At 65.6% G+C, this 13,814-nt stretch carries 16 protein-coding genes and 1 pseudogene; 3 read left to right on the plus strand and 14 right to left on the minus strand.

From position 1 onward, the window contains the following. The first annotated feature begins 125 nt into the window (after positions 1–125). Together WT16_RS21575 and WT16_RS35085 are read left to right on the plus strand one after the other, a co-directional pair. Positions 126–980, plus strand: a complete 855-nt coding sequence (locus tag WT16_RS21575) for an AraC family transcriptional regulator (protein ID WP_063534171.1) — start codon at positions 126–128, stop codon at positions 978–980. A 39-nt stretch (positions 981–1,019) separates the two neighbouring features. Next, positions 1,020–1,193, plus strand: a pseudogene (locus WT16_RS35085) (transcriptional regulator); the annotation flags it as partial. A gap of 74 nt (positions 1,194–1,267) precedes the next feature. Here the strand turns inward: WT16_RS35085 and WT16_RS21580 are convergent. The 14 genes from WT16_RS21580 to WT16_RS21650 form a co-directional block, all read right to left on the minus strand. Further along, the gene (locus tag WT16_RS21580) at positions 1,268–1,870 is read right to left on the minus strand and encodes a LysE family translocator (protein ID WP_006027925.1); all 603 of its coding nucleotides are present in this window, start codon (positions 1,868–1,870) and stop codon (positions 1,268–1,270) included. 37 nt (positions 1,871–1,907) lie between these two features. Next, the gene (locus WT16_RS21585) at positions 1,908–2,315 is read right to left on the minus strand and encodes a cupin domain-containing protein (RefSeq protein WP_006027926.1); all 408 of its coding nucleotides are present in this window, start codon (positions 2,313–2,315) and stop codon (positions 1,908–1,910) included. A 48-nt stretch (positions 2,316–2,363) separates the two neighbouring features. Next, positions 2,364–3,407 (minus strand): 4-hydroxy-2-oxovalerate aldolase, encoded by a 1,044-nt coding sequence (gene dmpG / locus WT16_RS21590; protein WP_015602779.1) that lies wholly within the window; start codon positions 3,405–3,407, stop codon positions 2,364–2,366. Next, positions 3,404–4,297: an acetaldehyde dehydrogenase (acetylating) gene (locus WT16_RS21595; protein WP_063534172.1), complete on the minus strand. Its 894-nt coding sequence runs from the start codon at positions 4,295–4,297 to the stop codon at positions 3,404–3,406. The genes dmpG and WT16_RS21595 overlap by 4 nt, the downstream gene beginning before the upstream one ends. Beyond that, entirely contained in the window at positions 4,294–5,136 is an 843-nt protein-coding gene (locus WT16_RS21600) for a thioesterase domain-containing protein (RefSeq protein ID WP_006027929.1), read from the minus strand. Before WT16_RS21600 ends, WT16_RS21595 begins: the two co-directional genes overlap by 4 nt. After that, positions 5,133–6,077 carry a branched-chain amino acid transaminase gene (locus tag WT16_RS21605; RefSeq protein ID WP_059928885.1) on the minus strand — a complete coding sequence of 315 codons (945 nt, stop codon included), beginning with the start codon at positions 6,075–6,077 and terminating at the stop codon, positions 5,133–5,135. The genes WT16_RS21600 and WT16_RS21605 overlap by 4 nt, the downstream gene beginning before the upstream one ends. 14 nt (positions 6,078–6,091) lie before the next feature. After that, a complete protein-coding gene (locus tag WT16_RS21610) occupies positions 6,092–6,775 on the minus strand; it encodes an RraA family protein (RefSeq protein ID WP_006027931.1) in 684 nt (227 codons plus the stop codon). Positions 6,776–6,782: 7 nt separating this feature from the next. Continuing rightward, positions 6,783–7,580 carry an alpha/beta fold hydrolase gene (locus tag WT16_RS21615; protein WP_063534173.1) on the minus strand — a complete coding sequence of 266 codons (798 nt, stop codon included), beginning with the start codon at positions 7,578–7,580 and terminating at the stop codon, positions 6,783–6,785. 3 nt (positions 7,581–7,583) lie between these two features. Continuing rightward, positions 7,584–8,489, minus strand: a complete 906-nt coding sequence (locus WT16_RS21620) for a chlorinating enzyme (protein ID WP_059928888.1) — start codon at positions 8,487–8,489, stop codon at positions 7,584–7,586. A 94-nt stretch (positions 8,490–8,583) separates the two neighbouring features. Further along, positions 8,584–8,844, minus strand: a complete 261-nt coding sequence (locus WT16_RS21625) for an acyl carrier protein (RefSeq protein ID WP_006027934.1) — start codon at positions 8,842–8,844, stop codon at positions 8,584–8,586. After that, positions 8,841–10,430, minus strand: coding sequence for an amino acid adenylation domain-containing protein (locus WT16_RS21630; RefSeq protein WP_063534174.1), 1,590 nt, complete (start codon positions 10,428–10,430; stop codon positions 8,841–8,843). Before WT16_RS21630 ends, WT16_RS21625 begins: the two co-directional genes overlap by 4 nt. 881 nt (positions 10,431–11,311) lie before the next feature. Further along, positions 11,312–11,677 (minus strand): metalloregulator ArsR/SmtB family transcription factor, encoded by a 366-nt coding sequence (locus WT16_RS21640; RefSeq protein WP_063534176.1) that lies wholly within the window; start codon positions 11,675–11,677, stop codon positions 11,312–11,314. After that, entirely contained in the window at positions 11,661–12,122 is a 462-nt protein-coding gene (locus WT16_RS21645; RefSeq protein ID WP_059928891.1) for an SRPBCC family protein, read from the minus strand. The genes WT16_RS21640 and WT16_RS21645 overlap by 17 nt, the downstream gene beginning before the upstream one ends. Positions 12,123–12,263: 141 nt before the next feature. Beyond that, positions 12,264–12,917: a DUF1345 domain-containing protein gene (locus WT16_RS21650; protein ID WP_063534177.1), complete on the minus strand. Its 654-nt coding sequence runs from the start codon at positions 12,915–12,917 to the stop codon at positions 12,264–12,266. Positions 12,918–13,066: 149 nt separating this feature from the next. On the opposite strand from WT16_RS21650, the gene WT16_RS21655 reads away from it, so the two are divergent. Beyond that, a complete protein-coding gene (locus WT16_RS21655) occupies positions 13,067–13,801 on the plus strand; it encodes a metallophosphoesterase (protein WP_063534178.1) in 735 nt (244 codons plus the stop codon). Positions 13,802–13,814 lie beyond the last annotated feature (13 nt).

Below are 13,814 nucleotides of genomic sequence, written 5' to 3' on the forward strand. Positions count from 1 at the left end.
AACGAGCCGAGCCGAAAGAAAGCGCAACGCATCCGGAACAAGCTCGACTTGGTTTACCATCGAAGCTCCAATGCGCCATTTTCTGTTTTGAACAGGTAGCTTATGGAAGCATCACGGAGGCTGTCTTGAACGATCGTGAATGCGACACCGTTCCCTGCGGGAACCATATTCGGATCGGATTCGGCGCCGCGGGCATCGAGCGCGTGGAGGTCCACTTCCTCGATCACGCGTTCTCGCTCCATCGTCACGACACATACGCGATCGGCATCACGCTCTCGGGCGTGCAAACCTTCCGCTATCTCGGCGCAACCCACCACTGCCTGCCGGGTCAGTGTCATATCCTGCATCCGGACGAACTGCACGACGGCTGCGCGGGAACCGACGAAGGCTTCGGCTACCGGATCGTCTATGTGGACCCCGCGCTCGTCCAGGAAGCCCTCGGCGGCCGCATGCTTCCGTTCGTCCGCTCGCCGGTCGTCGAGACGCCTGCCGTCGCCGAAGGGCTCGCGGCCGGCATCTGGAAGCTGGACGAAGAAATCGACACCCTGTCCCGCATCGAGATCGCAGTCGCCGTCGCGAACCTGCTGACGGCCGCCGCCGCGATAAGCGACGCACACAAGACCGGTGCGCTCGCCGTGACCGAATTGACGCGCATACGCGATATCATCGCGTCCCGTCCGCGCGAGCCGATCTCGATGGACACGCTCGAACACGTCTCGGGACTCGACCGCTGGACGATCGCTCGCCAGTTCCGCAAGCTGTTCGGCACGAGCCCAAGCCGCTTTCGCACGCAACGGCAGCTCAATCTCGTGCGTCGGCAGTTGATGGAAGGCGAATCGCTGTCGACCGCGTCCGCCGATGCCGGCTTTTCCGACCAGAGCCACATGTCGCGACACTTCAAGAGCACTTACGGCATCACGCCGGGTTCATGGATTGCCGCGGTGCACGCCCGGCGTTCGCGGCAGCGGACAGGCCGCTGAAAACATCCGGCCGACCGCAGCCGTCCGCATGCCCCGTCACTTTCGGGCCGGGGCGGCAATGCGCGCCGCGCCGCCGAGGCGCTGAAGCTGGAGGAGCATGCTGTCCATCAGTTGTTCACGTCGATCGACAAGAGGACGAACAGCGGCCACATCAGGACGAGCGCGAACAAGGCGAAGCCGTCCGGTTTTCTGGCGCCAAGCTACCGCTCCGAATCTGCGCGGCGCAGCGCCCGCCCGCGCGCTCCATCGTCGGTGGCTGCTCGCGGGCATTCGGCCCGCGAGCGGATTCAGTGCCCCAACACCGAGTACGCGAGCGACCCCGAAAATGTCGCGAGCACGAGCGACGCGCAACGCATGAACGTCGACGTATGCGCAGCCAACGAACGCTGCGACGTCAGCAGCCCGCCTAGGCTCGACCAGCCGACGCCGATCGGCGCGAGCACGATCAGGAACACGACGACCGCCCATCCAAAGTAGCTGAGCGAGCGAAACGCCTCGAGCGGGAACATCGTGCTCGCGAACAGCAGCGCCTTCGGGTTCATCAGCGTTGCGACGAACAGATCGCCGAAACTGATCGGCCCCGCGGACAGTTCGTGCAGCGCGCGGCTCTTCGTCCACATCTTGACCGCGAGCCACAGGATGTACGCGGCGCTCAACAGCTTGATCGTGCTGAAGAGCCAGGGCCGGCTCGCCGCCACGGAGAGCAGGAAGAATCCCCATAGCGAGATCGCGACGACATAGCCCAGGGCCTCTGCGATCACGAGGTGCCAGGTGCCGCGCAGGCCGACCTTCAGGCCCGACGACAGCAGCAGCGTGTTCGTCGGCCCCGGCACGATCAGCACGAGCGACACGTAGAACGACATCTTGAGCAACGCATCCTGAATGAGCACGGCGCCTCCTCGGTTCGTCGGCTTCGGTTGAGAGTCGTCATCGGCTCGCCGAAGGCGCGGGCGAAGCCGCGGCCGACGTGCCGGCGAAATAGCGATTTCCGCCGGGCGCGAGCCAGTCCGCCCGCACCGGCGTGAACACGTCGAGATCGACTGCGTCTTCGAGACACAGCGCGTTGTGCGGCACGTTCGCCGGAAGATGCAGGATCTCGCCGGGCCCGACCTCGGCCTCGTGCTCGAGATGCTCGCCATAACGGAACAGCAGGCGCCCCTCGAGGATGTAGGTGAACTGCTCGTTCGGATGCGAATGCGTCCCGACGAACGCGCCTTTCTTCAGGTACAGCTTCGCCATCGTCAGCGCCTCGCCCGAGACGACTTGCCGCTCGATCCGCTCGGTCAGCGTCTCGCGCTCGACCCGATTCCATGCGCCGAAACCTCGTTCATTCAAACCGGTCACGATTTCCTCCTCGCTCGATCATGTGACGTGCGTCCGCGCTCACGCGGACAGCTCGCGAACCCGCTCGCCGCCGGTCGCGCGCTGCACGTCCCGTTCGCGTGCGAGACGGCTCGCCTCTTCGATGATGATGTCCTCCTGTCCGGCGACGAGCTTGCGCTCCGCAAGCCGCTTGTACAGCTCGAATTCGTTGACGCCGAATTCCTGCGCGGCTTTCTGGATGTGCGGCACATAGCCGGAAAAGAGGCCGTACAGTCCGCTCGCGATGTTCGCCGGCTGAATGTGCGGCGTCTTCGGATTGAGAAACGCCTCGGTGCCGCGCGCGAGCGCCATCACGCGCTCGAACGTCGTGCGCGTGTCGTGCCCTTCGCGCTCCATCGCGGCGACAAGCGTTTCGAGCTGCGTATTGCCCGCCCCGGCGCCGAAGCCTTTCACGCATGCATCGACGATGCGCGCCCCCGCTTCGAGCGCGACAAGGCTGTTCGCAACCGCGAGACCGAGGTTGTTGTGCGCATGAAAGCCGACGTCGATGTCAAGACCGTCGACAAGACGCTCGACCTTCGCGCGCACGAGCGACGGCGTCGAATAGCCGGCGCTGTCCATCAGCACCACCGCCTGCGCGCCATAGCGCTCCATCAGCTTCGCCTGCGCGAGCAGCACGTCGGGCGGCGCCATGTGCGACATCATCAGCACGCCGAACGCCGTGCGGCCGGCCGAGCGCGTCTGCTCGATGAAGCGCGCGGACACGTTCGCCTCGGTGCAATGCGTCGCGACGCGCACGACGTCGACGCCGATCTCGAGCGCGAGCGCGATGTCCGCCGCCTTGCCGAGCCCCGGGATGAAATGCACGCCGAGCCGGCTCGTACCCAGCGCGGCGCGCGCGGTCTCGAGCATCACGCGATCGCCGATAGGCGTCTGCCCGAGCAGGCACGACGAGCCGCCGAGGCCGTTGCCGTGGCCGACTTCGACGATGTCGATGCCGGCTTCGTCGGCCGCGCGCGCATAGGCATGTATCTGCGCGGCGCTCAGTTGGTGACGAATCGCGTGGTTGCCGTCGCGCAAGGTCGCATCGCTGATCAGTATCATTGTGTGGCTCCTAGTCTGGCGGTTGCGTGCCGATGCGAGGCGACCGCGAGCGCCGCGCAATTGATGATGTCGAGATTGCCCGCGTACTCGGGCAGATAGTCCCCGCGCCCGCGCACGGTGAGGCTGATCGTGATCCTTCCCTGGCTCTCGATCGGCTCGACGACGAGCCGGTAGCCGGGCACGTATTCGCGGACCTTCTCGACCATGTCGGCGACGCACGCGCGCACGCGGTCGAAATCGCGATAGCGCGCGTACGCATAGAGCGTCGTCTGCATCCGCACGCCGGGCTCGGCCGGATTGATGTTGAGGATCGCCTTCGTCTTCTTCGCACCGCTGAACTTCGCGAGCGCGTACTCGGTCGTCGTCATGTATTCGTCGATGTTCTCGCGCGTCGCGATGCCGGCGCTGCGCGACGCGATCGCCGACACCACCTCCAGGTATTCGATCTCGTCGACCGCCTGCTTCAGCGCATACGCGAGCGGCAGGCTCGCCTGCCCGCCGCAGGTGATCAGGTTCACGTTCTGCTCGGTGCCGATGTCGTCCAGATTGATGCACGGCACGCACAGGCGGCCGAGCTTCGCGGGCGTCAGATCGATCACGAACTTGCCCGCGTCGGAGAAGAAGCGGTTGTTGACCTTGTGCGCGGCGGCCGACGTCGCGTCGAACACGAGGTCATACGCATCCTCGTGCGCCTTCAGGAAGTCGAGGCCGTCGCTCGACGTCTCGACGTTGCAGCTACGTGCGAGCTTCAGCCCCTCGCTGTTCGCATGGCGTCCGACGACGAATTTCAGATCGAATTGTTCGGATGCCTTGACTTTGAACATCAGGTCGAGCCCGATGCTGCCCGACCCGAGGATCGCCACCCGCGTGCGCGATGACTTGTTCTTCATGTTCCGCTCTCCTGCGTCAAATGACCCATGCGCGCCGCCGGCTCGCGCATGCCGTTCGGCCCGTTCCGCGCGGCGCGCGCGAGCACGCGCTCCAGCTCGCGGCCGACTTCGGCGAGCACGCCGCTTTCCTCTGCGTGCATAAAGAAATGGCCGCCGGAAAATCCGACATAGCGCACGGCCCCGAGCGTTTCCGCGAGCCAGCCTGACAGCCCGGCGTCGCTCACGAGACCGTCGTTCGAGCCGTGCAGCACCAGCATCGGACAATCGAGCGGCGTCGACTCGACGTAGCGGTACGTCGCCGAAATCGTCAGGTCCGCGCGCAGCCGCGGCAGCCAGAGATCGCGCAGCGCGGGATCGGCGATCAGCGCATCGGGCGTGCCGTTGTAATCGCGCACCGCGGCGATGAACGCGTCGTCGGGCAGCGTCTGAATGCCCGCGTCCCGCCACCTGAAGCGCGGCGCGCTGCGGCCCGACGCGACGAACAGCAAAGGCTGCGCGAAGCCGCGTGCGCGCAGCAGGTGCGCGAGATCGAAGGCGATCAGCGCGCCCATGCTGTGGCCGAAGAACGCATACGGCAGATCGAGCAGCGGCGGCACGATGTCCGCGAGCGCCTCGACGACCGGCTCCGCTTGCTCGATCAGCGGCTCGCCGAGCCGATACTCGCGGCCGGGCAATTGCACCGCGACGACTTCGACCCAATCCGGCAAGCCGCCCGGCCAGCTCCGGAAGATCGACGCGGTCGCGCCCGCATAGTGGAAGCAGAAGAGCCGCATGCGCGCGTTTTGCGCTTCGTGAACGATCAGCCACGGCGAATCGACTGCGGCTTCGCGCGCGCTCATGCCCGTGCTCCGTCGCGCGACGGTACCGGCACGGGCGTGAGCCAGTTCCACTTGTCCGCATGCGTGCCGCGCACGACGCCGAAGTACTGATCCTGGATCGCCTTCGTCACGGGGCCGCGCTTGCCGCTGCCGACCGGCATCCGATCGACCGAGCGCACCGGGCAGATCTCGACTGCGGTGCCCGTGAAGAAGATTTCGTCGGCAAGATAGAGCATTTCGCGCGGGATGCTCGTTTCCGTCACGGTGTAGCCGAGGTCGCGCGCGATCCGGATCACGCAGTTGCGCGTGATGCCGCTCAGGATGCTGCTGCCGATCGACGGCGTGAAGATCTCGTTCTTGTGGACGAGAAACACGTTCTCGCCGCTGCCTTCGCTGACAAAGCCGTTCGTATCGAGCGCGATGCCTTCGCTCATCCCGTTCTCATGCGCCTCCATCACGATCGCCTGGCCGTTGACGTACTGGCCGCCGATCTTCGCGAGCGTGCTAGCCGCCCCCGCGCCGTTGCGGCGCCAACTGCTGACCTGCACGTCGACGCCCTGCTGCAACGCCTCGTCGCCGAGATACGCGCCCCACGGCGTGGTGATGAGCAGCGCCTCGGCCGGACATTGACGTGCGTCGAGCCCGAGCGACTCGCCCGCGCCGCGATAGACGAGCGGCCGGATGTACGCGCTGCGCTGGCCGTTCGCGCGCAGCGTCTCGACCGTCGCTTCCATCCACTGCCCGACGCTCATCGGCGACGGAATCCGCGCGACCTTGCAACTGAACAGCAGGCGCTCGAAGTGCTCGCGGCCGCAGAGGATCGCCGCCTTGTCACCGATCTCGTACGCGCGCACGCCCTCGAACACGCTCGTCCCGTAATGCAGCGCATGGCTCATCACATGCACCTGCGCGCGCTCCCACGGCACCAGTTCGCCGTTCTTCCACACGTAGCTCGCTTTCATCGTTGTTGCGCTCCTCACATGACGTTGTATTGGTTGAATGCATCGACGACACTGCGCCCCTCGGCGATCGCGCCGCGAACCTTGCGCTCGAGCCGGTTCTTCGCGATCGCACGCGTGATCACCTCCTGCTCGGCTTCGCGTGGAATCACGCAGACGCCGTCGCCGTCGCCGAAAATCAGATCGCCCGGACGAATCCGCACGTGGCCGACGGTGATCGAGCAGCGATAGTCGACGACGTTGTGGCGGCCCTGCAGCCCGTACGCGTACGTGCCGTGCGCGAATGCCGGCAGATTCAGATCGAGGATCGTGTTCGCGTCGCGGACGTGCGCGTTGAGCACGACGCCTGCCGCACCGAGATTGCGCGCGCGCGTGACGAGCAGGTCGCCGAGCCGCGCAACCGCCGTCGGGCCGCCGCCCGCGATGTAGACCTCACCGGGGCGCAGCGCCTCGACCGATTCGAACAGCAATCCGAACGGTTTCGCGTCGTAGCGCTTGAGGCCGCCGTGCGGCACGGGCGGCTCGTCCTGCACCGGCATCGCGCGGCCGATCATCACCATGTCCCGCCGCAACGGCCGGATCTCCGGCGGCAGCATCGGGTAGGCGAACCCGAGCAGTTCCATCACGTCGCTGACGGGGCAGGTCGAGAGCTCGGCGCGCATCAGCGCGAACAGCTCGTCATCTGAATTCCACTGCGCCATTTGTCTGTCATCCGATTAGAGTGGAGCTCGCGTCGCTCAGGAGCGGCTCGAGCTCGCGGTTGATGTGGTCGAGCACCGACGCCTCTTCGTCGTGGATGAAGAAGTGGTCGCCGGCAAACCGGTACCGCGCGAAGCTGTGCTGCGTCTCGCCCGCCCAGCGGGCGAGACCCGCGTCGTGCACGAGACCGTCGGCGGCGCCGTGGAAGACGACGATCCGGCAATCGAGCGGCGCCTGCCGCTCATACCGATACGTCTCGAACACCGCGCCGTCCGCGCGTATCCGCGGCAGCAGCAGCTCGAGCAGCGCCGGGTCCTGCAGAATCGCGTCGGGCGTGCCGTTGCAGCCGCGCAGCACTTCGACGAACTCCGCGTCCGACAATCGATGCCGAATCACTTCCGGCTTCACGTCGGGCGCGTTCTGCGCGGACGCGATCAGCAAGCGCGGCTGCGGATAACCGCGCGCGCGCAGCACCCGCGCAACCTCGAAACCGATCAGCGCGCCCGTGCTGTGCCCGAAGAACGCGAACGGGCGGTCGAGCAGCGGAGCGAGCGCATCGACGAGCGGGGACGCGACGTCATCCATCGCGTACAGCAGCGGCTCGTTCAGGCGATTCTCGCGGCCGGGCATCTGCACCGCGACGAGCTCGACGTCGTCCGGCAGCGCCTCATCCCAGTGCCGGAAGATCGAGCCGCCGCTGCCCGCGTAGTGAAAGCAGAACAGCCGGATTCGCGCATCGGGTTTCCGTTCGTCGGCGCCGAACAGGAACCAGCGGGCCTCGCGTGCATTCATGTCGGCGCCGTCCATCGCTTACGCGACCGCCGCGACGGCGGCAAGCGGCTTCGTCACACGGTTATGGCCGTAACGGTCCTCGCCCGCCACCAGCACCGTCGAGTAGCGCTCGAGCGGCAGCACTTCGCCGAAGTGGTGGAACGAGTCCTGCCCCGCGTAGACCTTCACGTGCGTCGGCACGAAGCGCGTCGCCCAGCCGAAGCGCACCGAGTCCTTGCTCGTGTTCGGGTTCGAGCCGTGCATGCAGCGCGACGTGAAGATGAAGAACTGGCCCGGCTTCACCTCCATGTGCACCGCGCGCGACTCGTCCGGCTTCCAGCTCGGGTCGAGCTTCAGCTTTTCGTAGTCGTAGCCGTAGAAGCCCGATTTCTGGCCGTCGTCGAGCACGCGCTTGTTGAAGTTCTCCGGCTCGAACGGGATGTTGCGCTTCTCGTCGAAGTACCAGGTGCGATGGCTGCCGGGCATCAGCTTCAGGCAGCCGTTCTCCTTGGTCGCCTCGCTCATCGCGATCCAGGCGGTCAACTCCCACGGCCGCCCTTCTTCCTCCGCCGTCGGCTCGAGCTTCTCGGTGCCTTCGAACTCGACGAAGCTCTGGGCCTGGTGCCAGTCGGTGCCTTCGTCCCCCGGGTATTTCGGGAACCACTCGGTGCGCCAGCTCAGCACGTCCGGCCCGAGGATGCTCGAGATCCGGTCGACAATCTTCGGATGGCTGATGATCTGGTTCAGCGAGAGCATGTCGAGATGGCGGTCGTAGTTGAGCTTGCTGTCCGGGAACGCCGCCTTCGCCGTGTCGAGCAAGTCCATCCGCACTTCTTCCCAGACGCGGGTCATCTCCTCCGGTTCGTACAGCGTGAAAGGGCCGGCGTAGCCGTTCTCGTAGAAGAATTTCTTCTCGGCTTCCGACAGGTAAAAACGCTTTTGCATATCAGTTCTCCTAAATATGGCGTAAAGAGCCATGTCCTGAAAAATCCGCTTGTCGCGGCCGCCGCTTGCGCGGCCCTTGCAATGCCCTGCGGGATCAGCCCGCGACCGGGGCCGCTGCGCTGCTCATTTCGCGCAGCGTATCGATCTCGGCGCTCAACGCCGCCACCGTCGAGCGCGTCTTGTCGAAAAACAGCCTCGGCGACGGCGCGACGCCCGTCTGCGCCTTGATCTGCTTGAGCACTTCGACGAGATTGAGCGAATTGCCGCCGACGTCCAGAAAACGGGTATCGCCCGTCACCTTCTTGACGCCGACCACGCTCTCCAGAATCTGAATCAACATCGTTTCGGTATTCATGAATTCACTTCCTCCTGGTTACTTTCGTTGATGCGGTGTTGCAATATCGACAGAAGCGCTTTGCGATCCGTCTTTCCCGACGACAACTGCGGAAACTGCTCGAGAACCGTGACGTGGCGGGGCACCATGTAGGCGGGCAGTTCCGCCGCGAGGCGCTGCCTGATTTCGTCGACCTTGCGGCCGGCGTCGAGCGACGCGCCGCGATCGAACAGCACGCCGGCGGCGAGCAGCGTCTCGCCGTAGCGCGATTCGAGCAGCACCACCTCCGATCCGTACACGTGCGGCACGCTGTTGATGACCCGCTGGATTTCGCTCAAATGAATCCGGTAGCCGCCGATCTTCACTTCGTTGTCCTTGCGGCCCATGTAGTACAGGCTGCCGTCGGCGAGATACGTGCAGACGTCGCCCGTCCGGTAGAACGGCACGCCGTCGAGGCGCACGAGCCGCGCCGCCGTTTCCTCCGGCAGATTCCAGTAGCCCTGCATCACCTGCGTGCCGCCGATCATCAGCTCGCCAGGCACGCCCGGCGCCGTGATTCGGCCGCCGCCTTCGTCGACGAGCAGCGCTCGCACATGCTCGAGCGGCTTGCCGATCGGATAGAGCGTGCGCCGCTCCGGCTCGATCTCCCGGATCACGTGTGCGGTCGCCGCGCAGGTCGCCTCGGTCGGACCGTATGCGTTGATCACCTGCACGCCCGCGTTCTTCCTGAGCCAGCGCTGGATCGTCTTCACGTCGGGCACGTCGGTGCCGGTAAGGATCGTCTTCAGATGCGGCAGCGGCGCGGATTCGAATTCTTCCGCCTGCGCGATCAGGCCGAGCATCATCCCCCACGCGGAAAAGTGCGTGACGTCGTGCGCGCGGATCGCGTCGAACAGCAGATCGGGCGCGTTCACGTCGTCGTGCACGTACAGCGAGGCGCCCTGCGCAAGCGGAAACAGCATGTCCATCAGGTACACGTCGAAATTCAGCGGCGAGAAGCTCGCGCAGCGCGATTGCGACGTGACGTCGTAGACGGAGCGCGTTCCCTCGAAGAAGTCCACGATGCTGCGATGGTTGATCAGCACGCCCTTCGGGCGGCCGGTCGAGCCCGACGTGTAGATGCAGTACGCGATCGCGCTCTCGTCGAACCGCGGCAGCGGCAACGGCTGCACGAGCGCGTCGAGCCGCGGCGAATCGTCGTCGGCGAGGAGCCGATCGAGCTCGCTCAGCGGCACGATCGGCGCGGCGCACGGCAGCGCGTGCTCGATCGCGTCGATCAGATCTTCGTCGGCGATCACGAGCGCCGGCGCGACGTCGTGCAGGATGTAGCGAAGGCGGTCGGCCGGCATGCGCGGATCGAGCGGCACGTGCACGCAGCCCGCCTTGAACACGCCGACGATCGCCGCGACGAGCAGCGCGCGGCGGCTCGCGAGCATCACGATGCGCTCGCCGGGGCGGCAGCCCAGATCCTGCAGGCGCAACGCGAAGCGAGTGCTGAAACGGTCGAGATCGGCGTAGCCGAGATCGCCGCGAGAATCGGACAGCGCGCATTTGTACGGCGTCGCGAACGCATGAGACTGGATTGCTTGAATGATGTGTCTGGCCATCTGGCTGAATCCTCTTTGCGATGTCTCTTCACGGGCACCTTCGAGATTCAGGCGGCATTGCGCACCGGCAGACGGCGGAACGACACGGCATGCGCGCTCGCGCTGCACGTTCGTTCGTCAACGACTACCGGCCCCTCGTCGTTTCACTGCTTGCTGCTTTCTCTCTGACTGCTGGCTGCTTTTTTTCGAATCGCTCGCCGATGTGCCGTCGATTCCCCCCAAGGAGCGGATTCACGTGTGCGCGGCGTCGCATCGAATGCGTGTCGTTCGTCGCCGCATTCAATGGTTGATAGGCTAGATGAAATTCCCTGCGGAAATACTTAGATTACTTCCGGAATATGTGCATGCCATTTCATCGCAATTGGAGAATAAGCATCGAGGCAGATATTTAAGCGCTTATTGATTTTTATTTTTGGTCGCACAATCATTTTCGGCGACTCAATCAATTGGCCGGCGTGAAGCCACTGCGCGCGCCAAGTGCGCATTGCGATGAATGAAAGGCCGTGTCGCGCTGCGTTTTACGCGTGCCCAAAGCTGTCGAAATGGAAATCGATGAGCCAGGCGTATTCGCCGATCGGTTGGCCGCCATTTCGGCTGCGCTCGCGATGTAATCGAATGCGTTCTATTTCACCGGCCAATAATCGACGAGCGATGACGATGCGATATGCGGCGAAGCTCCCGTGTGGCGGCAATGGACAGCATGTGCGCGCTGCGCGCGCTTCGCATGTCTTGCGCGGAAGCGCCCGCGCGGATTCGGCAGCATGCGTCGTGACATGGGCATCGGCGCGACGCGTTGCTCGACGACGGGCATTCGTTCGACCGCCCCTATCGGCCGACGAAGCCGACCGTTCGTGTCCGAAGGCGGCGAGGCCATGCCGCCGTCATCCTTCGACGGCCTGCTTGAGCCGCAGCAGCGCCTGATCCCACTGTCGGCCGATCGTCTCCAGCGCCGCGCGCGCGGCGTCGATCCGCGCGGGATCGAAGCTCCACAGCCGCTCGCGCCCGACCTTCGCGTCGCGCACGAGTCCCGCTTGCGCGAGCACCAGCAGATGCTGCGTGACCGACTGGCGCGTGATGTCGGTGCCCGCGGTGATCTGCGCGATCGACAGCGCCGTGCCGGCGCACAACGCGGCGACGATCCGCAGGCGAGTTTCGTCGCCGAGCGCAGCGAACACCGCCGCGCAATCGCGCAACTGCGCACGCTTGAGCGGTGCGCGCGACGGCCGGCCGTCAGCGCGCGTCGACATGCGCGGCGATGTTCGTCATCTGCTCGTCCCAGCCGCCGCTGTTCATCCGGAATGCGTCGGCGCGGCGCTCGATCGGCAGCTTGTCGAAGCCCGATTCGACGACGGTGAGCAACGTGCCGCCTTCGACGTCGGCAAGCTCGAACGTGACGAGCGTCGGCGCCTCCTGCGAGTAGTCGACGGCCGGATCGACCGCGGCGGGATGCCAGCGATACGAGAAACGATGCTCCGGCTCGATCCGCTCGATCCACATCTGCAACACCAGATGCTCATAGCCGGGGTACATGATGCGGCCTTCCACGCGCCGCCCCGCTTCGAACGCCTGCCCTGCCAGATCGACGCGAAACCACGCGCCGAATTCGTCGGCGTTCGTCAGCGCGCGCCAGACCCGCGAGCGCGGCGCATTCAGCACGATCCGCCTTTCGATACGATCGGTCGATGTGTTCATATGCAGCCTCCTGGCTGCATATTAGGCAGCGCCTCCGTGAAATGCAAGGAAATGGCTGCATATCCGAGGCTCGCGCGCCGGCTCGTTCCGCCCGTGCGTACGCGACGGCCGACGCGACATGCAACGTCCGCGCATTCGGGCTCAGCTCAGCAAGCCGGCCGCGACGTTGACCGACAGCCCGAGCACGGCCATGTTGAAGTAGAACGACAGGATCGATTGTGCGAGCGCCGCGCGCCGGATCGATCGCCCGCGCAGCGATACGTCCGACGTCTGCGACGCAACCGCGATCGTGAACGAGAAGTAGAGGAAATCCCAGTAATCGGGCTCGAGCTCGCGATCGGGAAACGCCATCGCGCGCGCCTGCGTCGGCGAGAGATAGTAGAGCCGCGCATAGTGCAGCGTGAAGATCGTCGGAATCAGGAACCATGCGCCGAACATCGTCGCGCCCGTCACCGCGTAATGGCCGAGGCCGGAGCGGAACCCGACGCTCTTCACGCTGACGAGCTCGAGCACGATCGCCGCGATGCTCGCGACCGTTGCAAAACAGATGATGGCCAACACGATCGTCGCGTTCTCGTCCTCGCGCATCGCGATCTCGCGCACCTTGCGATGATGCGCGCGCACCATCCTCACCCACATCAGCGCGAGATACAGCCAGATCGTGCAATCCCAGCCGATCAATGCGCGCGCGAACGGCCGCAGCGGATACGGGAACAGCAGGCCGAACGCGACGCCGGCAGCGGCCGCGATCATCATGCGCGGACGATTGCGCAGCACTTGCGGGTAGAACGTCATGGTTGTTCGTCGAAACGATCGAAAGTCGGGTGAAAGACAGCGCCGCTGCTGCGGCTCGGTAAAAACCGCGCCGCGGCAGCGGCGCGTCGCAGCGATTATCGTCATGTTCTCCCGCTGCGCCAAGCGCGGCTGTGTCCTAAGATGGGCGAATGGACACCGCTCCCCTGATCCGTCGCCATACCGCGAACCATGCCGGCCGCGATTTCGTCGTCGGCGATCTGCACGGCTGCGTCGACCCGCTGCGTGCGCTGCTGCACACCGTGCGCTTCGATCCGGCACGCGACCGGCTGTTCTCGGTCGGCGACCTCGTCGACCGCGGCGCGCAGTCGGAGGCAGCGCTCGCGCTGCTCGATCGCCCGTGGTTTCATTGCGTGCTTGGCAATCACGAGGACGCGCTCTGCTCGGTCGCGGACGGCAAGCTGCCGATGAGCGTGTGGAAGCGCATCGGCGGCGAATGGGCGGCCGACCTGCCCGCCGGGACGCTCGAGCGCTACGCCCGGCGGCTGCGCGAGTTGCCGCTCGTGCGCGTCGTCGGCGAAGGCGACGAGCGCTTCAACGTGCTGCACGCGGAATTCTTCGGCAGCGACGCCGATCTCGACCGCGGCGACTACGCGCCCGACGTGATCACGCGGCTGCTGTGGGGCCGCGAGCTTGCGTACGGGCGCACCGACCCGGCCGCGCGGCAGATCGGTCTGTCGACCACCTACTGCGGCCATACGCCGATGCACGACGTCGTGCGCATCGGCGCGCAGACGTTCGTCGACACGGGCGCGTTCGATCCGTCGGGCCGGCTCACGCTGCTCGATGTGAAGAGCGGCGAAAGCTGGTCGATGTCGGTCGCGGCCGCGCGCCATCAGGGCGCCGCCGACGTGCCGCTGCCGTGACGCGCGGCGGCTG

This window comes from Burkholderia sp. MSMB1589WGS (assembly GCF_001636105.1).
Classification (GTDB): Bacteria; Pseudomonadota; Gammaproteobacteria; order Burkholderiales; family Burkholderiaceae; genus Burkholderia; species Burkholderia humptydooensis.

What these genes read in the sequence shown, in the direction of transcription:
- dmpG (WP_015602779.1), bottom strand. Translation starts at nt 3,407, where the DNA reads ATGATACTGATCAGCGATGCGACCTTGCGCGACGGCAACCACGCGATT.
- WT16_RS21595 (WP_063534172.1), bottom strand. Translation starts at nt 4,297, where the DNA reads ATGAAGAACAAGTCATCGCGCACGCGGGTGGCGATCCTCGGGTCGGGC.
- WT16_RS21600 (WP_006027929.1), bottom strand. Translation starts at nt 5,136, where the DNA reads ATGAGCGCGCGCGAAGCCGCAGTCGATTCGCCGTGGCTGATCGTTCAC.
- WT16_RS21605 (WP_059928885.1), bottom strand. Translation starts at nt 6,077, where the DNA reads ATGAAAGCGAGCTACGTGTGGAAGAACGGCGAACTGGTGCCGTGGGAG.
- WT16_RS21610 (WP_006027931.1), bottom strand. Translation starts at nt 6,775, where the DNA reads ATGGCGCAGTGGAATTCAGATGACGAGCTGTTCGCGCTGATGCGCGCC.
- WT16_RS21615 (WP_063534173.1), bottom strand. Translation starts at nt 7,580, where the DNA reads ATGGACGGCGCCGACATGAATGCACGCGAGGCCCGCTGGTTCCTGTTC.
- WT16_RS21620 (WP_059928888.1), bottom strand. Translation starts at nt 8,489, where the DNA reads ATGCAAAAGCGTTTTTACCTGTCGGAAGCCGAGAAGAAATTCTTCTAC.
- WT16_RS21625 (WP_006027934.1), bottom strand. Translation starts at nt 8,844, where the DNA reads ATGAATACCGAAACGATGTTGATTCAGATTCTGGAGAGCGTGGTCGGC.
- WT16_RS21630 (WP_063534174.1), bottom strand. Translation starts at nt 10,430, where the DNA reads ATGGCCAGACACATCATTCAAGCAATCCAGTCTCATGCGTTCGCGACG.
- WT16_RS21640 (WP_063534176.1), bottom strand. Translation starts at nt 11,677, where the DNA reads ATGTCGACGCGCGCTGACGGCCGGCCGTCGCGCGCACCGCTCAAGCGT.
- WT16_RS21645 (WP_059928891.1), bottom strand. Translation starts at nt 12,122, where the DNA reads ATGAACACATCGACCGATCGTATCGAAAGGCGGATCGTGCTGAATGCG.
- WT16_RS21650 (WP_063534177.1), bottom strand. Translation starts at nt 12,917, where the DNA reads ATGACGTTCTACCCGCAAGTGCTGCGCAATCGTCCGCGCATGATGATC.
- WT16_RS21655 (WP_063534178.1), top strand. Translation starts at nt 13,067, where the DNA reads ATGGACACCGCTCCCCTGATCCGTCGCCATACCGCGAACCATGCCGGC.